The 19,803-nt window shown below is 72.9% G+C and carries 18 protein-coding genes, 1 tRNA gene and 1 riboswitch; of the genes, 8 read left to right on the top strand and 11 right to left on the bottom strand.

Annotated elements, in window-relative coordinates; translation table 11 throughout:
- Positions 1-415: 415 nt before the first annotated feature.
- Positions 416-1,837 carry a hypothetical protein gene (locus NI25_RS21015; RefSeq protein WP_061443930.1) on the top strand — a complete coding sequence of 474 codons (1,422 nt, stop codon included), beginning with the start codon at positions 416-418 and terminating at the stop codon, positions 1,835-1,837.
- Between the two features lie 76 nt (positions 1,838-1,913).
- On the top strand, positions 1,914-3,122 hold the full coding sequence (gene lhgO / locus NI25_RS21010; RefSeq protein WP_061447007.1) for an L-2-hydroxyglutarate oxidase: 1,209 nt from the start codon (positions 1,914-1,916) through the stop codon (positions 3,120-3,122).
- On the opposite strand, the gene NI25_RS21005 is transcribed toward lhgO, so the two are convergent.
- Positions 3,119-3,535, bottom strand: a complete 417-nt coding sequence (locus tag NI25_RS21005; protein WP_061443929.1) for a Dabb family protein — start codon at positions 3,533-3,535, stop codon at positions 3,119-3,121. The two genes, lhgO and NI25_RS21005, sit on opposite strands and share 4 nt — an antisense overlap.
- A 112-nt stretch (positions 3,536-3,647) precedes the next feature.
- Between NI25_RS21005 and trmB the strand changes: the two genes are divergently transcribed.
- Positions 3,648-4,508, top strand: a complete 861-nt coding sequence (gene trmB / locus NI25_RS21000; protein WP_383517573.1) for a tRNA (guanosine(46)-N7)-methyltransferase TrmB — start codon at positions 3,648-3,650, stop codon at positions 4,506-4,508.
- 10 nt (positions 4,509-4,518) lie between these two features.
- Entirely contained in the window at positions 4,519-5,928 is a 1,410-nt protein-coding gene (locus NI25_RS20995) for a PrsW family intramembrane metalloprotease (RefSeq protein ID WP_061443928.1), read from the top strand.
- Positions 5,929-5,944: 16 nt separating this feature from the next.
- On the opposite strand, the gene NI25_RS20990 is transcribed toward NI25_RS20995, so the two are convergent.
- From NI25_RS20990 to NI25_RS20970, 5 genes are all read right to left on the bottom strand, one after another.
- Positions 5,945-6,889: an aldo/keto reductase gene (locus NI25_RS20990; RefSeq protein ID WP_061443927.1), complete on the bottom strand. Its 945-nt coding sequence runs from the start codon at positions 6,887-6,889 to the stop codon at positions 5,945-5,947.
- A gap of 172 nt (positions 6,890-7,061) precedes the next feature.
- Positions 7,062-8,102 carry a M23 family metallopeptidase gene (locus NI25_RS20985; RefSeq protein WP_061443926.1) on the bottom strand — a complete coding sequence of 347 codons (1,041 nt, stop codon included), beginning with the start codon at positions 8,100-8,102 and terminating at the stop codon, positions 7,062-7,064.
- Between the two features lie 11 nt (positions 8,103-8,113).
- Positions 8,114-8,271: riboswitch (cyclic di-AMP (ydaO/yuaA leader) on the bottom strand.
- A gap of 224 nt (positions 8,272-8,495) precedes the next feature.
- A complete protein-coding gene (locus NI25_RS20980) occupies positions 8,496-9,722 on the bottom strand; it encodes a PP2C family protein-serine/threonine phosphatase (RefSeq protein WP_107072081.1) in 1,227 nt (408 codons plus the stop codon).
- Between the two features lie 186 nt (positions 9,723-9,908).
- Positions 9,909-9,982 (bottom strand) — tRNA-Met (locus NI25_RS20975).
- Between the two features lie 68 nt (positions 9,983-10,050).
- Positions 10,051-11,181 (bottom strand): dihydrofolate reductase family protein, encoded by a 1,131-nt coding sequence (locus tag NI25_RS20970; RefSeq protein WP_061443924.1) that lies wholly within the window; start codon positions 11,179-11,181, stop codon positions 10,051-10,053.
- Positions 11,182-11,286: 105 nt separating this feature from the next.
- Between NI25_RS20970 and NI25_RS20965 the strand changes: the two genes are divergently transcribed.
- The 3 genes from NI25_RS20965 (at position 11,287) to NI25_RS20955 (ending at position 14,282) form a co-directional block, all read left to right on the top strand.
- The gene (locus NI25_RS20965) at positions 11,287-11,943 is read left to right on the top strand and encodes a trimeric intracellular cation channel family protein (RefSeq protein WP_061443923.1); all 657 of its coding nucleotides are present in this window, start codon (positions 11,287-11,289) and stop codon (positions 11,941-11,943) included.
- A gap of 23 nt (positions 11,944-11,966) precedes the next feature.
- Positions 11,967-13,259, top strand: a complete 1,293-nt coding sequence (locus NI25_RS20960; RefSeq protein ID WP_061443922.1) for a M20 family metallopeptidase — start codon at positions 11,967-11,969, stop codon at positions 13,257-13,259.
- A gap of 63 nt (positions 13,260-13,322) precedes the next feature.
- Positions 13,323-14,282 carry a MerR family transcriptional regulator gene (locus tag NI25_RS20955; protein ID WP_061447005.1) on the top strand — a complete coding sequence of 320 codons (960 nt, stop codon included), beginning with the start codon at positions 13,323-13,325 and terminating at the stop codon, positions 14,280-14,282.
- Here the strand turns inward: NI25_RS20955 and NI25_RS20950 are convergent.
- The 5 genes from NI25_RS20950 to NI25_RS20925 form a co-directional block, all read right to left on the bottom strand.
- Entirely contained in the window at positions 14,263-14,661 is a 399-nt protein-coding gene (locus NI25_RS20950; RefSeq protein ID WP_061443921.1) for a hypothetical protein, read from the bottom strand. The genes NI25_RS20955 and NI25_RS20950 overlap by 20 nt on opposite strands.
- Positions 14,662-14,667: 6 nt before the next feature.
- Positions 14,668-15,030: a hypothetical protein gene (locus NI25_RS20945; RefSeq protein WP_061443920.1), complete on the bottom strand. Its 363-nt coding sequence runs from the start codon at positions 15,028-15,030 to the stop codon at positions 14,668-14,670.
- 55 nt (positions 15,031-15,085) lie between these two features.
- Positions 15,086-16,267: a Cmx/CmrA family chloramphenicol efflux MFS transporter gene (locus NI25_RS20940; RefSeq protein ID WP_061443919.1), complete on the bottom strand. Its 1,182-nt coding sequence runs from the start codon at positions 16,265-16,267 to the stop codon at positions 15,086-15,088.
- A 743-nt stretch (positions 16,268-17,010) separates the two neighbouring features.
- Entirely contained in the window at positions 17,011-18,537 is a 1,527-nt protein-coding gene (locus tag NI25_RS20935; protein WP_061443918.1) for a site-specific integrase, read from the bottom strand.
- Between the two features lie 222 nt (positions 18,538-18,759).
- Positions 18,760-19,353: a helix-turn-helix domain-containing protein gene (locus NI25_RS20925; RefSeq protein ID WP_267886339.1), complete on the bottom strand. Its 594-nt coding sequence runs from the start codon at positions 19,351-19,353 to the stop codon at positions 18,760-18,762.
- 90 nt (positions 19,354-19,443) lie between these two features.
- Here NI25_RS20925 and NI25_RS20920 point away from each other — a divergent pair, with 90 nt between their 5' ends.
- Positions 19,444-19,695 carry a hypothetical protein gene (locus NI25_RS20920; protein ID WP_061443915.1) on the top strand — a complete coding sequence of 84 codons (252 nt, stop codon included), beginning with the start codon at positions 19,444-19,446 and terminating at the stop codon, positions 19,693-19,695.
- The last annotated feature ends 108 nt before the right edge of the window (positions 19,696-19,803 follow it).

Genomic DNA, 19,803 nt, shown 5'->3' with positions numbered 1-19,803 from the left:
CGACGTAACGCGGCCACACTCGAACACGCTCCGTACAAACTCCGCGCACCACCCGACGGCCTGCCGGCAGCGCGCGGCCCGGGGGACGGGACTCGCCCCCCGGGCCGGTCCGCCGCCCGCGGGGATGTAGGCGGCGGCGTCCCCCAGCCCACTGGATCCAGTACAGCGGGCCGACCCACGCACCGCCCATGGAATCGCTCCCGCCGTGGCCGGAGAAGAGCGCACGGACGGGCGCACGGCCACACATCGGGAGCACGCGGCAACAGACCGTGCATACACCGCACTTGAGTACGGACCACAATCCCGCCATCCGGAAGAATGCCTCTTAACGCATGGGATGCGGCGAACTACGCTGGGTTTACGAATGCCGCGTGGTTATGCCAGCGCGGCAGCCGTCTGTGTCGAGGGGTGACGCATGTCCAGGGAGCAACGCGGGCCGAACGAAAAGCTCGGCGCCGTTCTCGCCCTCGCGGGAATCAGCAACGCAGGTCTCGCACGGCGCGTCAACGACCTCGGCGCCCAGCGCGGGTTGACCCTTCGCTACGACAAGACGTCGGTGGCGCGCTGGGTGTCGAAGGGCATGGTGCCGCAGGGTGCCGCGCCGCACCTCATCGCCGCCGCCATCGGCCAGAAGCTCGGCCGCCCGGTGCCGCTCCACGAGATCGGCCTGGCGGACGCGGATCCGGCCCCCGAGGTGGGCCTCGCCTTCCCGAGGGACGTCGGCCAGGCGGTCAGGTCCGCCACCGAGCTGTACCGTCTCGACCTCGCCGGCCGCCGGACCGGCGGCGGCATCTGGCAGTCGCTCGCCGGATCGTTCGCGGTGAGCGCATATGCGACGCCCGCCTCACGATGGCTGATAACCCCGGCCGACAGCTCGGTGGCGCGCGAGGTGAGCCCGTCCGAGGGCTCCGGCGCACCGCTCAAAGTCGGCCACAGTGATGTGCAGAAGCTCCGCGAGGCCGCCGAGGACGCCCGGCGCTGGGACTCCAAGTACGGCGGCGGCGACTGGCGTTCGTCGATGGTCCCCGAGTGCTTACGCGTCGAGGCGGCACCGCTGCTCCTCGGCTCCTACTCCGACGAGGTCGGCCGCGCCCTGTTCGGCGCCTCGGCCGAACTGACCCGCCTGGCCGGCTGGATGGCCTTCGACACCGGCCAGCAGGAGGCCGCACAGCGGTACTACATCCAGGCCCTGCGCCTGGCCCGCGCGGCAGCCGACGTGCCGCTCGGCGGCTACGTCCTCGCCTCGATGTCCCTCCAGGCCACCTACCGCGGTTTCGGCGACGAGGGCGTGGACCTCGCCCAGGCCGCCCTGGAGCGCAACCGGGGCCTGGCCACGGCCCGGACCATGAGCTTCTTCCGCCTGGTGGAGGCCCGTGCCCACGCGCGCGCGGGCGACGCGGTGGCGGCCGGGGCCGCCCTGAAGGCCGCCGAGAGCTGGCTGGAGCGCGCCCGCCCCGGCGACAGCGACCCGTCGTGGCTGGGTTTCTACTCCTACGACCGGTTCGCCGCCGACGCGGCCGAGTGCTACCGCGACCTGAAGGCACCGCGCCAGGTCCGCCGTTTCACGGAGCAGGCGCTGTCGAAACCGACGGAGGAGTTCGTACGCTCGCACGGCCTCAGACTCGTCGTCTCGGCGGTGGCCGAGCTGGAGTCGGGCAACCTGGACGCGGCCTGCGAGCAGGGCGTGCGGGCGGTCGAGGTGGCCGGGCGCATCTCCTCGGCCCGCACCACCGAGTACGTGAAGGACCTCCTGCACCGCCTGGAACCCTACGGCGACGAGCCGCGCGTGGTCGAGCTGCGCGAGCGCGCCCGCCCGCTGCTGGTGACTCCGGCCTGACGGACCGCCCTCTTCCGGGTTTGAAGGCACTGTCAGTGGCGCAGTGCACTATCGAAGCCGGGAGGTGAACCGGGAGATGGAACGAGTGTTCGACTGTGACGTGCTGGTGATCGGCGGCGGGATCGTCGGCCTGTCCACGGCGTACGCGATCACGCGTGCCGCCCCGGGCACCCGGGTCACGGTGCTGGAGAAGGAGCCGGGCCCCGCCCGCCACCAGACGGGCCGCAACAGCGGCGTCATCCACAGCGGCGTCTACTACCGCCCGGGCTCCCTGAAGGCGCGCTACGCGGTGCGGGGCGCCGCCGAGATGGTGAAGTTCTGCGCCGAGTACGGCATCGCCCACGCCGTCACCGGCAAGCTGATCGTGGCCACCGACCGCACCGAGCTGCCCCGCCTGCACGCCCTGGTGCAGCGCGGCCGGGAGAACGGCATACCGGTGCGCGAGCTGGGCGGCGCCCAGATCGAGGAGTACGAGCCTCAGGTGCGCGGCCTGGCCGCCATACACGTCGGCACCACCGGCATCTGCGACTACGGCGCCGTGGCCCGGCAGCTCGCCCGCGCGTCCGGCGCGGAGATCCGCTACGGCGCCGAGGTGCACCGCATCGACCGGCGCCCCGGCCTCGGGGTCGCCGTCCGCACCCGTTCCGCAGACGTGCTCCGCGCCCGGGTCATGGTCAACTGCGGCGGGCTGCACTGCGACGAGATCGCCCGGCTGACCGGGGACGACCCCGGCATGCGCATCGTGCCCTTCCGGGGCGAGTACTACGAGCTGGCGCGGCCCGGGCTGGTGCGGGGACTGGTGTATCCCGTGCCTGACCCGGCGTTCCCGTTCCTCGGGGTGCACCTGACCCGCGGCATCGACGGAGGCGTCCACGTCGGGCCGAACGCGGTGCCGGCGCTGGCCCGCGAGGGGTACGCCTGGGGCGTGGTGCACCCCCGCGAGCTGGGCGCCACCCTGGCCTGGCCGGGGTCGTGGCACATAGCCCGGCGGCACTGGAGGTACGGGGCGGGCGAGCTGCGCCGGTCCCTGTCCAAGGCCGCCTTCACGACGGCGGTCCGCAGACTGCTGCCCGCGGTGACGGAGGACGACCTGGTCGCCGCGCCGGCCGGGGTGCGGGCGCAGGCGGTGCTGGCGGACGGCACGCTGGTGGACGACTTCCTGATCAAGGAAGGCGCCCACGCGGTACACGTCCTGAACGCACCGTCGCCCGCGGCGACCGCGTCCCTGCCCATCGGCCGGGAAGTGGGGCGCAGGGCCCTGGCGATGCTGGCCGCCGCGGACTAGGACCTGTCCGGCTCGGGCGCGCTGCTGCCCTCGTACGAGCCGAGGCCCTGGATCAGGGCGACGAGGGCCGGGTCCCCGGCGAAGCGCTCGGCGTGGATCTGCCGGATGAGGTCGCCCGTGGCCGGGTCCTCGTCGTCGGTCAGGTCGTGCGAGACCATGCGCCGCACCAGCGGCAACCCGATCTCGTCGACCCGCCGGTGCAGGGGAGCGTGCATGTACGCCCGGTAGCCCTCGACGTCCTCGACCGCGAACAGCGCTCCGTAGTCGAAGTCGCCGCCCACGTCGCGCCCGACGGACCAGTACGTGACGGCTTCGATCTCCCGTCCCATCCTGCGGAGCATCTCGAGGGCCTCGTCGACCTGGTCCCGGGGTGCGTCGGGGCGCATGGCGAGGCGGATCTGGTGGTGAATCACGGCGGCTCTCCTCGGCGTTGACGCAAGCATTTCTGCCTGTCGCTCTAGTTATAACCCATAACTACTCCGATAGGCCATCGCGCTCGGGCGCACGCACTAAAATCGACGCATTGTGTCTGACTCCCGCCACGCCCCCGCCCCCGCCCCCGGAGCCGAAGCCGCCCCGGGAGCCGCTCCCCAGCCCCCGGCCGGGGCCTCCCTGCGGCACGTCCGTGCCAAGGGCGAGCCCCGTTTCCCCGACGGGCCGAAGGCCGATCCCGCCGGGTCGCACTTCGAGCGGCGGATCCGGAGTTTCCAGCCGCGCCGCAGCCGGGTGACCGCCGGGCAGGCGGACGCGCTGCAGCGGCTGTGGTCCCGGTGGGGGCTGGACATCGACGGGCAGCGGGTCGTCGACCTCGCCGAGCTGTTCGGCAACGCCGGCCCCGTCGTCCTGGAGATCGGCTTCGGCATGGGCGAGGCGACCGCCGCGATGGCCGCCGCCGACCCGGCCACCAACATCCTCGCCGTCGACGTCCATACCCCGGGCCAGGGCAACCTGCTCGGTCTCGCCGAGCGGATGGAGCTGTCCAACATCCGGGTGGGCAACGGCGACGCGATCATCCTCCTGCGCGAGATGCTCGCCCCCGGCTCCCTCGCCGGGCTGCGCGTCTACTTCCCCGACCCGTGGCCGAAGAAGCGGCACCACAAGCGCCGGCTGATCCAGCCGGAGTTCCTGACCCTGGCCGCGACCCGGCTCGCCCCGGGGGCCGTGCTGCACTGCGCCACCGACTGGGAGCCGTACGCCGAGCAGATGCTCGAGGTGCTCACCGCGCACCCCGACTTCGAGAACACCGTGCCCGGCGGCGGATTCGCGCCGCGTCCCGAGCACCGGCCGCTGACCCGTTTCGAGGGGCAGGGACTGGACAAGGGACATGTGGTGAACGACCTGCTCTTCCGCCGCGTACCGCACAAGGAGCTGCCCCCCACCGGTTAGGGTCCATGCCGTGGCCACCTGTCCCCCGTATCCGACCCCTGTGCACCGGCATACGCACTGGTGGCAGCGCCCCTGGGTCCGCTATGCCGCGCTGATCACCCTGCTGGCGCTCTCCGGCCTGGTGATCCTCGCCCTGGTGCGCGAACAGACCGGCACGCAGGGGTTCCTCGTGGGACTCGGCCTCGCCGTCCTGCCCGTACCGCTGCTCATAGCCGCGTTCCGCTGGCTGGACCGGGTCGACCCCGGACCCTGGCGGAACCTGCTGTTCTGTTTCGCCTGGGGCGCCTGCGCGGCGGCGCTGATAGCGATCGTCGCCAACAGCTTCGCGACCCGCTGGATAGCGACCGCGACCGCCGACCCGACCAGCGCGGACACCTGGGGCGCCACGGTGATAGCCCCGGTCGTCGAGGAGTCCGCCAAGGCCGCCGCCGTCCTCCTGGTCTTCCTCTTCCGCCGGCGGGACTTCACCGGCCTCGTCGACGGCGTGGTCGTCGCCGGGGTCACCGCCACCGGCTTCGCCTTCACCGAGAACATCCTCTATCTGGGCACCGCCTTCGGCACCGACCAGTTGACCGGCGACAGCGGCATCGCCTCCGTCACCGCGGCGACCTTCTTCGTCCGCGTCGTGATGTCGCCGTTCGCACATCCGCTGTTCACCGTGCTCACCGGCATCGGTTTCGGCATCGCCGCCCTCTCGGCGGGCCGGCACCGCCTGCGCCGGTCCCTGCTGCCCCTCGGCGGACTGCTGCTCGCGATGGGCATGCACGCCCTGTGGAACGGCTCGGCCGCGTTCGGCGACTACGGCTTCTTCGCCGTGTACGCGGCGTTCATGGTGCCGTCGTTCGGCCTGCTGACCTGGCTGGTGATCTGGACCCGGCAGCGCGAACTGGGCACCGTACGGGCCGAGCTGCCCGCCTACGTCGCCGCCGGGTGGCTGACGCCCGCGGAGCCGTACGCGCTCGGCTCGATGCGGGCCCGCCGCGTCGCCCGGCAGTACGCCCGCCGGCACGCCGGGAAGGAGGGGGCGCGGGCGGTGGCGCGGTACGAGGCCTGCGCGACCTCGGTGGCCTTCCTGCGGCAGCGCGGGCGCCGGGGCAGGGCGGGCGCCGACTTCGCCGTACGCGAGCGGGAACTGCTGGACGCCCTGTGGCACCTGCGGGGCGTGGCCCGACCGGCGCTGGAGTACGCGGCCCGGGCCACGGCACCGCCGGCGCCGCGGCCGGTCCCGCCGTGGGTGTACGGGTACCGGGCGCCCGGCCCGTACGGACCCGCGCCGGCTCCCGCCCCGTACGGGCCGTACGGGCCGTACGGGCCGTACGGGCCGTACGGACCTCCCTCGCCGCACAGTCCGTACGCGCCGCCCACCCCGCAGGCGCCCTACGCACCGCACTACCCGCCGCCCCGCCCCTACGGGCCGTAGGGTCCGCGCCGCACGCTCAGGCGGACGCCCGCGTGAGCCGCTCGGTCTCGTCCTCCGTCAAGTTCAGCTCGGCCACGCCGAGCAGCGCCGGCAGTTGCTCGACCGTGCGCGCGGAGGCGATCGGCGCCGCCACCGTCGGCCGGCCGGCCAGCCAGGCGAGGGCCACCGTGGCGACGGGCACACCGTGGGCCTCGGCGATCTCGTCCAGGGCGGCGAGCACCCGGCGCCCGCGCCCGGTCTCCAGGTGCTTGGCCGCACCGCCCGCCCGCGGACTGTCCACCGCCGTGCCCGGCCGGTACTTGCCGGTGAGGAAGCCGGCCGCCAGGGCGTAGTACGGCACGGCGGCGAGGCCGGACCGCTCGGCGAGGTCGCTCAGTTCGCCCTCGTAGGTGTCACGGGAGACCAGGTTGTAGTGCGGCTGTAGGGCGACGTACCGGGCCAGGCCCTCGCGGTCGGAGAACTCCAGGGAGGCCGCGAGCCGCTCGGCGGAGATGTTGGAGGCGGCGATGTGCCGGACCTTGCCGGCCCGCACCAGCTCGTCGAGGGCGCCGATGATCTCCTCGACCGGCACCTCGGGCTTGTCGAAGTGGGTGTAGTAGAGGTCGATGTGGTCGGTGCCCAGGCGGCGCAGCGAGGCGTCGGCCGCGGCCTTGATGTTCGCGGCGGACAGGCCGGGGTATTCGGGGTGCTGGCTGACCTTGGTGGCGAGGACGACGTCGTCACGGTTGCCGCGGGCCGCGAGCCACTTGCCGAGGACGGTCTCGGACTCGCCGCCGCCGTTGCCGTCGACCCAGGCGGAGTAGGAATCGGCGGTGTCGATGAAGTTGCCGCCCGCCGCCGTGTAGGCGTCGAGCACGGCGAAGGAGGTGTCCTGGTCCGCGGTCCAGCCGAAGACGTTGCCGCCGAGGGCCAGGGGGAAGACCTCGAGGCCGGAGGAACCGAGCTTGCGCAGAGAAGTCATGTGGAGGATCAACGACCGCAGTGGAGCGGGCCATTCCGGGTCGGCGCAAAATCCCCGCAAAACGACCGCGAACCGGCAGCCCTGACGTCGGGGGGTTGCCGTCAGGACCGCCGGGGTTCAGCGGGGTCGAAAGCGTGGCGACTCGGGAGTCTCGGAGATGACCCAGGGAGTCTCAGGGAGTGAGGCCCTTGCTCTGCAGCCAGGCCATCGGGTCGATGCCGGAGCCGTCGGCGGTGTGCACCTCGAGGTGGAGGTGGGCCCCGGTGACGTTGCCGGTGGCGCCGACACGGCCGATGACGTCACCGGTGGTGACCTTCTGGCCGACGCTGACGTTGATCGACGACTGGTGCGCGTACCAGAGCTCGGTGCCGTCGTCGAGGGTGAGCACGGTCTTGTAGCCGTACGACCCGTCCCAGCCGGCCGACGTGATGGTGCCGCTGTGCACCGCCTTGAGCAGGGTGCCCGTGGGGGCGGCGAAGTCGAGGCCGGTGTGGTGGCCGGAGGCCCAGAGGGAGCCGGCCTGGTTGAAGGTGGAGGAGATCGTGTACGAGGAGGTCGGCAGCGTGTACTGCTTGGCCAGCTTCGCGAGCCGCTCGGCCTCGGCCTTCTTCGCGGCCTCCTCCTCCGCCTTCTTCTTGGCGGCGGCGGCCTTCTCCTCGGCCTCCTTCGCCGCCTTGGCGGCGGCTTCCGCGGCCTTCTCCTCGGCGGCGGCCTGCGCCTCGGCGGCGGCCTTGGTCTCGACCTGGGCCTGCTGCTGCTCGGCCTGCGCCATGATCCGGGCCCGCAGCGACTCACCGGCACCGGCGGAACTCGCGTCCTCCCCGGTGTCCGCGGCGACGGCCTGGGTGATGCCGCTCAGCGGGGTGGCGGAACCCTCGGGCTCCGGCTCCTCGCCGCCGGGCATGAGCGAGCCGACGTTCGGCAGGTCCGGCATGGAGATGGACACCGGCGGCTTGCCGGTCTGCGCGCTGGCCATGCCGCCCGCGCCGACGGCGGCTATGACACCGACGCCGAGGACGGTGGAGCTGCGGGCGAGTCCGCCGCGCTGCTTGGCGACGCGGTGCCGGCCGCGCACGGGGCGGATGGACTCCGCGGTGGGGTTCCACTCCTCCCAGGGGCCCTCTTCGGCGCGGGGGGCGTCGTAGCCGAAGGTGTCGGTGCCGTGCCCGGCGGGCACGAACGGGGCCTCGGGGGCAGGCCGGTTGGACGCCACGTGGGCGTACTCCTTTCCTTCCTTCTCGCCTACCGGGTTAGCTGACGGGTTCGGAGCAGGAAGGTCTCCTACGGGTGCCTGCCGACCGTGTCTCCACGGCGCCATACGCCCGATTCACCCCAATGTGGTGGTTCCCCGGTTCCCTTGCGGGATTCGGCGCGTGCGCACGGAGCCGCCTTCTGTGACGGCTGGGACGACCGCGCTGCGTTATCGAACGTTAATAGACGCGAGGCTCGGATTCCAAGCCGTTCCGCTTGATCATTAACGGAAACGGGCGGGACGTACCCCTCACGACCGGTTAAATCCGGGCGAGTTGACCCGCTCTCAGTATTCCCCTTCACGCCACTTTCTTCTGACGGTGCATCAATTGTTATGCGGAGGGGGGTCGCACTGTCACGGCTCGTGACAATGATCATGATCGCCGGGCCGGGGGCGCCGTACGGCGAGCAGCGCCATGTCGTCCGCCATGCCGCCCCCGGAGTGCCGGCGCACGTCCTCGGCGAGGGTGTCGAGCAGGGTCGCCGGGTGCCGGAAGACGCGGCCGGCCAGCCGGGTCTGCGGATCGTAGAACTCGCCCCCGGCGTCGCGGGCTTCGGTCAGCCCGTCGGTGTAGAGCAGCAGCGTGGCCCCGCCGGGGAAGGCGACCTCCTCCGCCCGGTCGGGCCAGACACCCAGCTCGCCCATGCCCAGCGGCAGCGCCGACTCGCGGGCGGGCAGGGCGCCCAGGGTGCCGTCGGCGTAGAGCAGGAGGGGCGGCGGGTGGCCGCGGTTGACGATGCGTACGGTGCCGTCGCCGTGCGGGAGTTCGGCGAGGACGGCGGTGGTGAAGCCCTCGAAGGCGTCCAGTCCGTCCCGCCGGGTGCCCTCGCGCGCCAGCGCCCGCTCCAGCCGCTGCGCCACGGCCTCCAGCGTCGACTCCTGCTCGGCGGCCTCCCGGAACGCACCGATCACGACGGCGACGGCGGCGACCGCGCCCATGCCCTTGCCGCGCACGTCGCCGACGATGAGCCGGACACCGCGGGCGGAGTCCTGCACCGCGTACAGGTCGCCGCCGATGAACGCGTCGGCCTGCGCGGCCTCGTAGCAGACGGCGATCTCGAAACCCGCGATGCGCTCGGCGGGTTCGGGCAGCACGGCGCGCTGGGCGGCCTCGGCGATCTCGCGGACGGAGACAAGACGCTCGCTGCTGCGCCGGACCATGCCGTTCACGAGGACGGCGAGCACGGCGACCGTCGCGATGGTGATCAGCTCGGTGAGGGAGTCGACGTAGTGGATGACGCCCTTGCCGAGCTGCAGCCCGATGACCGAGGCGACCACGGCGACACCGGTGAGCGCCGTGCCGCGCCGCGAGTAGAGCGGGGCGGCGACCAGGGGCGCGGCCGTGTAGAGGGGACCGGCGGTGAAGTACCTCGGGGTGAAGATGTCGTACAGGATGGCGACCACGATCAGCAGCACGGGGAGCGCGTGCACGAAGGCGCGCCCGTACGCGGTCCGGCGGCGCGGCGGCGGCCCTGCGGGCGGCTCCTCGTCTCCGACACCCGGGTCGGGCACGGGATCGCCGGGGAGCCGGCCACCGGCCCTGGCGGCCGCTCCCTCGTCGTCCACGTCACCTGGCCGCACCACTCGTCTCCCGCCACCCCGCACGTCCGCGCGCCGCTCACCGTCCAGGAGTCCAGGTTTCCGGGAGCGGGGGCGGGCGGCGAGCGGTGAGGGGCCGACCGGATGACACGGGGTACGGGACGGCGGCGTACGTCCGAGACGCACCGAGGGCCGGAACCCTTTCGGATTCCGGCCCTCGGCCTTCAGTAGCGGGGACAGGATTTGAACCTGCGACCTCTGGGTTATGAGCCCAGCGAGCTACCGAGCTGCTCCACCCCGCGTCGTTGTGTTCACCACTGTACGTCATCCCGGGACCGGAATGCACATCGGTGTCTCCGCCGCCGGTTCCCTACCGCTCCAGATGGCGGTTCGGCGCCTTGGCCGCCTCCTCGTACTCGGGCAGCACGACGACGGTGGCGCCCTGCGCGGCGAGCACCCCGCTCCCGTCCGCGCCCGCCACGAAGGTGTCCGGCTCCCGCCAGGCCGTGACGACCCGGCGCACCCCGGCGTCGAGGATCAGCCGGGCACAGGGCGCGGGCCGGGAGGCACGGCGGGCACAGGGTTCGAGACTGCTGTACACGGTCGCGCCCGCGAGCCGTGCGTCGGAGGGGTCGGTCTTGGCGAGCGCGGCCTCCTCGGCATGCACCACGGGATCGCCGCCCTCCCGCGAATACCCCCGCGCCAGCTCGCTCCCGTCGGCGGCGACCACGACCGCCCCCACGCTGAACGCGGTCTGCGACGGCGGACACAGCCCGGCCAGCTCACACGCGACCTCCAGCCAGTACCGGTCGGCGGGGGCCACGCGCTCACCGGTCCCGGGCGCGGTGGGCCGGTACCGCATCAGCACGACGTCCTCGATCCGCCGCGTCCCGACCAGCGCGAGCCGCCCGCGCTGGTAGGCGCCGGGCCCGAACAGCCGGGGCGCGGCCGGGTCCCCGACCAGGAGGGGCGCGAGAACGAGCTGCAGTTCGTCGGCGAGCTCCCGCTGGAGCAGCTGGCTGTGGACGGTCCCGCCCCCCTCCACCATGAGCCGCCGCACGCCCCGCCGGTCGTGCAGGTACTCCAGCGCGGCGTGCCAGTCCAGCTCGGGCCCCAGGGCCACGACGTCGGCACCGATGCCGAGCTCTCGGGCCCGCCGGGCCCCGTCGTCCGTGGTCAGCAGCACCTTCTCCCCGCCCGTGTGCCAGAACCGCGCCGCCGGGTCCAGCTCGCCGCCGCCGCTGACGGCGACCTTGAGCGGGTACTCCGCCTTCCCGGCCGCGACCCGGGCCGCCCGCCGCTCGGCCGAGTTCACCAGCAGCCGCGGATTGTCGGCCCGGATCGTCCCGGCCCCGACCAGGATCGCGTCCGCACGGGCCCGCACCTCGTCGACCCGGTCGAAGTCGGCGGGGCCGGACAGCAGGAGCCGCTCGGGGCCGGTGTCGTCCAGGTAGCCGTCGAGGGAGACGGCGGCGGAGAGGAGGACGTGGGGCAGGGGCATGGGCGGCACTCCGGGAGGCAGACGGGCGGCGGGTTCCGGCGCAGCAACCCTAGGCTCCGGTGCCGCCCGCGTGGCGGGCACCCGCGCCGGGGTACCCGGCGCCCCATGAGCACCGAACCCGCTCCGCTGCTCGCCCTGGATCTCACCGGCACGTTCGCGTTCGGGCTGAACGGGGCGCTGACCGCGGTGCGGGCCGCGCGGCTGGACGTGGTCGGGGTGGTCGTGCTCGGGATGATCACCGCGTTGGGCGGTGGGTTCATCCGGGACGTCCTCATCGACTCGCTGCCGCCCGCCACGCTCCTGGATTGGCGGTACTACACGCTCGCCGCCGCCGGTGGGCTCATCGCCTTCGCCGTCAGCCGGCACCTGCGACGACTCGAACCGGCGATCACGGTGCTCGACGCGGTGGGGCTGAGCACCTTCGCGGTGATCGGCGCGAGCAAGGCGCTGGACGCCGGGCTGGCCGTCGTACCCGCGATGCTGCTGGGCGTGATCACCGCGGTGGGCGGCGGGACGATCCGCGACACCCTCGTCGGCCGGATCCCGACGGTGCTGCGCACCGGGCTGTACGCCATCCCGGCCCTGGTGGGCGCGGCGGTGACCGTCGCCACCGTCGAAACGGGGCTGTACGGCCTGCCGGCGGAGCTGGGCGCGGCGGCGGCCTGCTTCCTGATCCGGATGCTCGGTCTCCACTTCGGCCTCAACGCGCCCGAACCACCCGAGACGCGTCCGTCCGGTGGCCGAACCCGGCGCCGTAAGTAGCCTCGAACCATGGAGCACCCTCGATGACCTCGACGAACTCGACGAACTCGACGCGTGACACCGCGCGGAGCGTCCTCGCCGGCCTCGGCTCCGTCCGTTCCGGCCTGGAGGACCTCTACCGGGACCTGCACCGGCACCCCGAGCTCGGCCTGCGGGAGCACCGTACGGCGAAGAAGGCGGCGGACGCCCTGCGCGAGAGCGGCTACGACGTCACCGAGGGGGTCGGCGGCACCGGCGTGATCGGGGTCCTCGCGAACGGGGACGGCCCGGTCGTCATGGCCCGCGCCGACATGGACGCCCTCCCGGTGCGGGAGCGCACCGGCCTGCCGTACGCCTCCACCCAGACGGTGACCGACGAGGACGGCCGGGAGCAGCCGGTGATGCACGCCTGCGGCCACGACGTGCACGTGACCTGCCTGGTCGGGTGCGCGCGGCTGATGGCCGAGCACCGGGACGCCTGGCGCGGCACCTTCGTCGCGCTCTTCCAGCCCTCCGAGGAGAACGGCGCGGGCGCCGACGCCATGGTCAAGGACGGCCTCACCGACCGGTCGCCCCGTCCCGACGTCGTCCTCGCCCAGCACGTCCTGCCGTACCCGGCCGGTTACGTCGGCACCCGTGCGGGCTCCTTCCTGTCCGCCGCGGACAGTCTCCGCGTCACCGTGCACGGGCGGGGCGCGCACGGTTCGGCGCCCCAGGCGTCGGTCGACCCGGTGGTGATCGCCGCGTCCGTCGTCGTACGCCTGCAGACCGTCGTCTCCCGCGAGCTGGCCGCCACCACACCCGCCGTGCTCACCGTGGGCAGCATCCACGCAGGCAGCGGCCCCAACGTCATCCCCGACCGGGCCGTCCTGGAGCTGAACGTCCGCACGTACGACGACGCCACCCGCACCCGGGTCCTGGACGCGGTCGAGCGGATCGTCCGTGCCGAGTGCGCGGCGTCGCGCTCCCCCCAGGAGCCCGAGTTCGAACGGCTCTCGTCCTTCCCGCCCACCGTCAACGACGAGGAGCCGACCCGGCGCGTCGCGGAGGCGTTCGGCGCGTACTTCGGCGACGACGCCCACACCGTCGAACTGCAGACCGCCAGCGAGGACATGAGCGAGATCCCGGGGGCCTTCGGGGTGCCGTTCACGTACTGGGCGATCGGCGGCATCGACCCGGAGCGCTACGCCGAGGCCGCCCGCAAGGGCACCGTCGCCCAGGACATCCCGGTCAACCACAGTCCCTCCTTCGCCCCCGTCGTCCAGCCGACCCTGGACACGGGCGTGAGCGCGCTGACGGTGGCCGCGCTGGCCTGGCTCGGCGAGCGGGCCGCCTGAGGGACCGCGGGGAGTCCCGTACGGCTTGACTCTCCAGTGACTGGAGACCGGAGAGTGGGCCTCATGAACGGCGCGACGCCCCTGCACTCGATCGGTGAACTGTCGGCCCGTACCGGCGTGCCCGTGCGGACGATCCGGTTCTACTCGGACACCGGACTGCTGCCGCCCACCGACCGCACCCCGGCCGGATACCGCCGCTACGACGACGCGGCCCTGGGCCGGCTCCATCTCATCGGCGTCCTGCGGGAACTGGACGTCGACCTCGCCACGGTCCGCCGCGTGCTGGACGGCGCCGTCTCCGTCGCCGAGGTCGCCGCCGCGCACGCCGACGCCACCGCCCTCCGGATCCGCGCCCTGCGTCTGCGGCACAGCATGCTGCGACTTGTCGCCCGGCGCGGTCCCAGTCCCGAGGAGACCGTTCTCATGCACCGGCTCACCCGCCTCACCTCCGACGAACGACGGCGCATGGTCGCCGACTTCGTCACGAGCCTCGGCGCGGAAACGCCGCGGGCCCGCGGTGCCGCCGCAGCCCTGCGCGCCGCGCTGCCCGACCTTCCCGACGAACCGTCCGACGCCCAACTCGCCGCCTGGGTGGAGCTGGCCGAACTGATGGCCGACGAGGACTTCCGCGCGCGGATGGCGGATGCGGCGCTCCCGCCCGCCGACGAGGACGTGCTGCCGGGGGTGGCCCCGGAGGCGGTGGCGGAGCTTCTCCCCTTCGCCCGGGGGGCCGTCGCCGACGCGAGGGCGGCGGGCATCGACCCGGACGGTTCCGGCGCCGACGCGGTGGCCGACGCCGTCGCGCAGCGCTTCGCCGCCGTGCTCGGGCGCCCCGACGGGCCCGGGTTGCGGGACTGGATGGCGTCGCGGTTCGAAGCGGGGCACGATCCGCTCGTCGAGCGGTACTGGCGTCTGGTGTGGACCGTCAACGACTGGCAGGTGGTCCCCGGGCACCTGCCCTTCCAGCCCTGGATGGCCCAGGCCCTCCGCCGCTCGGGCCGGGTCAGCCCCAGTCGCCGTTGACCCAGGCGACCAGGCGGGCGCGCTTCTTGTAGGAGCAGCGGGCCTGGTCGGCCCCGGACGTGTCGTGGGCTGCGGACCAGCCCGGCACCGCGTACCCGTAGTCGCCGGGGCCGTACTCGCCGTCGCGGCGGCCGTCCATGCCGTCGGCCCAGTCGAGCAGGCCGAAGTCCAGGAACTCGAAGTCGAGACCGAGGTTGTCGAGATACCGGCCCGGGTCGGCCGGTTCCACCGGTGCGGGGCGGCCGTCCGGTTCGGCGGTGTTCCGGTCCTCCAGACAGCCGTCGGACAGCACCGGCTGGCCCAGCCACCACCCGGCCAGGAACACGGCGTACAGCGTGGTGACGGCACCGAGGCGGCGCGGGGTCATCCAGGCGGGCATGCTCCGCTACCTCCAGTCGCCCTCGAACCAGGCCCGCAGGCGCGGGCGTTCGCCCATCCCGTCGGCGCAGATGACGACGTAGGAGCTGTAGGCCACGGCCATCGTGGGGTGGCCCGTCACACCCATCTCGTCATCCGGACGCCCCGGAAACGCGGAGGCCGCGGGGGCGGGCGTGGAGACCGGCACGTGCCCGTACTGTCCGGCCTGACTGTCGAGGGTCGGGTCCGGGCACTCGGGCGTCAGGGGCTGCCCCAGGTACCAGCCCGCGACGAAGACGCCGTAGACCACGGCGGCGGCACCGAGGCGGCGCGGGGTGATCCGGCGGGGACGGAGGCCAACCCAGCCTCCGTCGGGCGGAGTTGTACTCATGCCGGGGGACTCTACCCGCAGGCACTGACGGGGCGGCCGACGGCGTCCGTACGCGTCAGCCGTCGGTCTCGGCGCTGCGACCGGGCGCCGCGATCACCGCCTGGAAGGGGAACGCCACGAGCAGCGCGACCGCCACGAGCAGTCCACTCACCCAGAGCGGGCCGAGGTCCCCGAACGTGGTCCCCAGGGAGGCCGCGGCGATGAACGGCCCCACCGCCGCGCCGATGTTGAAGGCCGCGGTCGCGTACGAGCCGGCCATGGTGGGGGCTCCTGCCGCTTCGTAGAGGACTCGCGTGATCAAAGTGCTGCCCAGCGCGAACGACAGCGCGCCCTGCACGAACACGAGGACGAGCAGGGCGGCCGGCCGGTGGGCCAGCACGGCCAGGGCCGGCCAGCCGAGGAGAAGCAGCGGGCCGCCGAGGAGGACGACCAGGCCGGGACGGTGGTCGGACACGCGTCCGGCCACGGTGATGCCGACGAAGGAACCGACGCCGAAGAGGACCAGGACGACGGAGATCCACAGATCGCCGAGGCCGGCGGTGTGGGTGACGACGGGGGCGAGGAAGGTGAAGCTCGCGAAGGTCGCGGCGTTCACCAGGGCACCGAGCAGCATCACGAGCGCCAGGCGCCGGCTCCTGAGCCGGGTGAGCTCCGCTCGCAGCGCCGGCCTGTGGGGCTCGTCTCCCCGGCCGGGGCCGGCCGGGACGCCTTTGAGGATGCCGAGGGCCGCGGGCAGACAGAGGACGGCGACGGCCCAGAACGTGGCTCGCCAGCCGAGCACGGTGCCGAGTACCGCTCCCGCGGGGACCCCGGCGATCGTGGCCGCCGTCGTCCCGGACAGCAGGACCGCGAGCGCGCGTCCCTTCCTGTCCGCCGGGACCAGTTGGGCGGCGGTGGTCAGCGCCACGGCGAGGAATCCGGCGTTCGCGAGCGCCGCGACCACCCGGGTGGCGAACAGGACAGGGAAGTTCCCGGTGGTGGCGCCCAGGACGTGAGTCGCCGCGAAGACGAGGACGAACCCGAGAAGGCCGGATCGCGCCGGCCAGGTGCGGGCGAGCCCGGCCATGAGCGGAGCGCCGACGACCATGCCGATGGCGAAGGCCGACGTGAGCGCGCCCGCCGTTCCGACCGTCACGCCGAGGTCGGAGGCGATACCGGGCAGGAGGCCGGCGAGCATGAATTCAGAGGTGCCCATGGCGAAGACGGCCATGGCGAGCAGGTAGAGCGCGAGAGGCATCGAGTGGCTCCGAGGCGAGGAGAAACAGGAGGAGAGGCGTTCTCGTCACCGCGGTCAGCACCCACGGACCCAGCCGTCCGGCCGCAGAACGCGGCGGGACGGTCAGTGCTGCGGACTCAGTGGTTCAGGGGGCTGACGGCGTGACCGAAAGCCCCCACCCTGGATGCTTCGGGGCTCGACATGTCCCGCAAGCTACCCGCCCTCCGCCCGCCGACGCACACCCTTTTGCGCACCTCCGTACCGGCGCCGACGTCCCGGGCCGGACCGGGCCGGGAGCGGAACCGACAGGACCCCGGGTCAGTCGTGCTCTGACCCGGGGTCCGACGCGGTAGGCCCTGTGGGACTCGAACCCACAACCAATGGATTAAAAGTCGATGGTCGGCCGATGTGCCGCCGTACACCCCGTGTGCTCCAGTCCACCCCGCCCGCTCCGGTCCTGGTCACCAGGGGTTTCCCGTCCTCCCGGACGACCTCCCGTGCGCTCCAGTCCACCCCGTGTCGTGGCGTCCGGTGGAGCGTCGGTGGAGCAGAACCGGCCCGCCACCAGCGGCGATGACGTGCTCCACCGGCGGCCTAGTCGGCGGCCTCGTCGAGGTGCACGCAGACCCCGTGGCCCAACTCAGGGCTGAATCCGCAGTACCCCGTATCGCCCATGCACGTCGGCGCCCCGTCCTCATCATCCGGGCACGCCATGCGACGCACACCGTTCGGGTAGAGGTAGCACGCGGCAGCCTCCTCACGCCTCACTCCGCCGCCCGCCGCTTCGCACGGGGGACCAGAGCGACGGCCGCCTCCGCGTGCGTACGGTCCACCTCCCGCAGCAGCGACGTGTACGTGTCCGACGTGAGCTTGATGGTGGAGTGCCGCAACGTCTCCTTGATGGTGTGGAGGTCCGCGCCGGCGGCGTGGAGGATCGTCGCGGCCACGTGCCGGAGGTCCCGGAGGTTGATGGGCGGGAGGTCCGTCCGGGCGCGGATCCGCTGGAAGGTTTTGGAGACCGTGTCCGGGTGGAGCCAACCGCCGGTCTCCGTCGTCCAGACCTTCCCCGTCTCCGCCCACTTCGGCCCGGCGGCCAGCCGCTCCCGCAGCTGCTGCGCCCGGCGCTCCCGGAGGACCTGGACGGTGACGGAGTCCAGACTGATCGTGCCCACAGACCCGGCCGTCTTCGGGACCGTCTCCACGGGCGTCCAGCCGTCCACGATGATCTCCGTGGAGACCGTGAGGAGCCCGGCCTCCAGCTGCGTGTCCTCCCACGCCTGGCCCACGGCCTCACCGCGGCGAAGGCCCCGGAAACCGATGGTGTGGAACAGGGAGTAGAGCCGGTCCTCCTCGGCCTCGTCCAGGAACGTCCCGAGCTGCTCCGGCGTCCAGACCATGACCGGGCCGGGAGCCTCCCCCGTCTCCCGCCACCGCTCCACCCGCTCCGGCGTCCACAGCATCGGCTTCGGCCGGGACGCCGTCTCCATCTCCACGAAGGACGCCGGGTTGAACGTGATCAGCTTCCGGGCAATCGCCGCGTTGAGGGCCGTCCGGAGCGTCGTCCTGATCGCCTGCTGAGAGGCCTTCCCCGTCACCTTCCGATAGGGCGGCATCTCGGCCAGCCGCGCCCGCTCCTCCGCGAGGCGGGCCCGGTCCTTCGCCTTCGGTGCGCCCGGCCGGCCGAGCGTGCACCGGGCCTCCTGCTCCCGCCGCGCCGCGTTCTCGGCGACCACGGTTTCGTTCCGCTCGTCGATCGCGGTGAACATGTCCTCCAAGTGCGGGATACCGAGGCGGTCCAACCGGAGGTGGCCGAGGTGCGGCCGGAGGTGGACCCGGATGTGGGAGCCGTACCCGTGGTTCGTCGTGGCCCGTGTTTTCTTACCGGCCAGCCACGTGTCCAGCCACTCCCCAACGGTCATCTTGCCGTCCAGCGGGACGCCGACCCCGAGCTTTCGGGAGACCTCCGTGGGGTCCGGGATCTCCCGCCGCTCCTTCTGCACGCCCGCCAGGAGGTCCCCGACCCGGCGGAGCCAGTCCTCCTCATCCCCGGCCAGGTCGAGGATCGCGCGGATACGGTCCAGGTCCTTCTGTGCATCCTTGGACGTGTCGTAGCCGGTGCGCTCGAAGCGCCGGCGCTTGCCGTCCTCCCCGGGTGGGAGCTCCTGGATGAGCCGGAACCGGCCGTGGTTCTTCTTCGGGAGATCGGGGCAGCTCCCCGCCAGCCGTTTACCGTCCTCACCGCGGCACTCGCACCGCTTACTGATTCCGCCCGCGCGGCGTGGTCCAGGCATGACGCCCCCTCCCTTATGAGCCCGCGGTCCGGCCCGGGGCACGCGACTGCATCGCGCTGAGCCGGTCCAGCCCGTGGCCGCCGAGGCGCGCAACCTCCTGGCGGAGGTGGTCCTCCATCCCTCCTGGCACTACCCGTCCCGCCCACCACTCGGACGTCCACTCACGGACCGTCACCTGGCGGTCAGCCTCCTGACTTTCCCTCAACATGTCTGTCCTTCGTGTCAGTTCTGCTTCGGCCCGTCCAGGCCGGGAAGCGGCGGGAGCTCCAGGCCCCGGCCGGTCATCTCCTCCCGGAGCTCGTGGAGCTGGTCGGTGAGCTCGCGCGCCATCTCGCGGCCGGCCTCCGCCTCCGCGTCCTCCAGCTCCACGCCGTACCGCTGCTCCGCGATCCCCTGCTCCCAGATACGCCGGTAGACGCCGCGGATACGGCGCTCCAGGTCCCGGTGACGGCGCATGAGGGCCAGGGCGGAGTTCTCCTCCGCCTCGGCACCGGCGAACCAGTCGACGGCCTCCAGCGGCGCGGCGGTCCGGCCGGGCAGGCGCTCCACCTCCGCCGCGTACCCGGCCGGGAAGATGAGCGCCGCCGGCGCTACCTCGAGCGCGGCGGCCAGGACCAGGACGTCCGCCACGGAGACGTCCCGCCGGCGGCCGTTCTCCATGTTGGAAATCACCGTCCGCTGGAGGGCGGGATGGCCGAGGCGGGCGCACTCGTCCGCGAGCTGCTGCGCGCTCATCTTCCGTGCTGTCCGGTGTCTGCGTAGCTCCCGGGCGATGGTCTGGCCGACCCGGGCGGGCCACTCCGTTGGTTGCTCCACAACGGCTCAACGTACAGAGAGTGTTGCGCAGTAGCAACGCGTGCCCTACAGTCCAGCCAGTACTACCCAATGCACGGGAGGAGTTGAGCGGTGACAACCCAAACGGATGCCGCGGTCAAGGCCCTGACGGTCCGGGAGGTCTTGGACCTCCCCGCCACGGTGGACGTGGAGACCGCGTCCCGCGCGTTCGGGTTCTCCCGCTCCTACGGCTACTCCCTGGCCCGCGCGGACCAGTTCCCGTGCCGCGTCATCCGGGCCGGCCGACTCTTCCGCGTCCAGACCGTGGACCTCCGCCGCGTGCTCGGCGTCGAGGACCAGGCCGCCGCCACCGTGGCGGCCTAACCCCCAACCCCCAACCCCCACAGACGGTGGACCGGTTCCTCACCCCCCCCGGGGCCGCTCCACCACACGGAAGGGCCTGGCCTTTATCCCCCCTGGAGGCCGGGCCCT

Origin of the sequence: Streptomyces sp. CCM_MD2014 (assembly GCF_000772045.1) — a bacterium.
GTDB classification, from domain to species: domain Bacteria; phylum Actinomycetota; class Actinomycetes; order Streptomycetales; family Streptomycetaceae; genus Streptomyces; species Streptomyces salinarius.
Note: the sequence above shows the minus strand (reverse complement) of the source record. Positions and strands in the feature narration are given on the sequence as shown.

Excerpts from the sequence above, each read along its gene's own strand:
- NI25_RS21015 (WP_061443930.1), top strand. The coding sequence starts at position 416 with ATGTCCAGGGAGCAACGCGGGCCGAACGAAAAGCTCGGCGCCGTTCTC.
- lhgO (WP_061447007.1), top strand. The coding sequence starts at position 1,914 with ATGGAACGAGTGTTCGACTGTGACGTGCTGGTGATCGGCGGCGGGATC.
- NI25_RS20990 (WP_061443927.1), bottom strand. The coding sequence starts at position 6,889 with ATGACTTCTCTGCGCAAGCTCGGTTCCTCCGGCCTCGAGGTCTTCCCC.
- NI25_RS20970 (WP_061443924.1), bottom strand. The coding sequence starts at position 11,181 with ATGCCCCTGCCCCACGTCCTCCTCTCCGCCGCCGTCTCCCTCGACGGC.
- NI25_RS20965 (WP_061443923.1), top strand. The coding sequence starts at position 11,287 with ATGAGCACCGAACCCGCTCCGCTGCTCGCCCTGGATCTCACCGGCACG.
- NI25_RS20960 (WP_061443922.1), top strand. The coding sequence starts at position 11,967 with ATGACCTCGACGAACTCGACGAACTCGACGCGTGACACCGCGCGGAGC.
- NI25_RS20955 (WP_061447005.1), top strand. The coding sequence starts at position 13,323 with ATGAACGGCGCGACGCCCCTGCACTCGATCGGTGAACTGTCGGCCCGT.
- NI25_RS20950 (WP_061443921.1), bottom strand. The coding sequence starts at position 14,661 with ATGCCCGCCTGGATGACCCCGCGCCGCCTCGGTGCCGTCACCACGCTG.
- NI25_RS20945 (WP_061443920.1), bottom strand. The coding sequence starts at position 15,030 with ATGAGTACAACTCCGCCCGACGGAGGCTGGGTTGGCCTCCGTCCCCGC.
- NI25_RS20940 (WP_061443919.1), bottom strand. The coding sequence starts at position 16,267 with ATGCCTCTCGCGCTCTACCTGCTCGCCATGGCCGTCTTCGCCATGGGC.
- NI25_RS20935 (WP_061443918.1), bottom strand. The coding sequence starts at position 18,537 with ATGCCTGGACCACGCCGCGCGGGCGGAATCAGTAAGCGGTGCGAGTGC.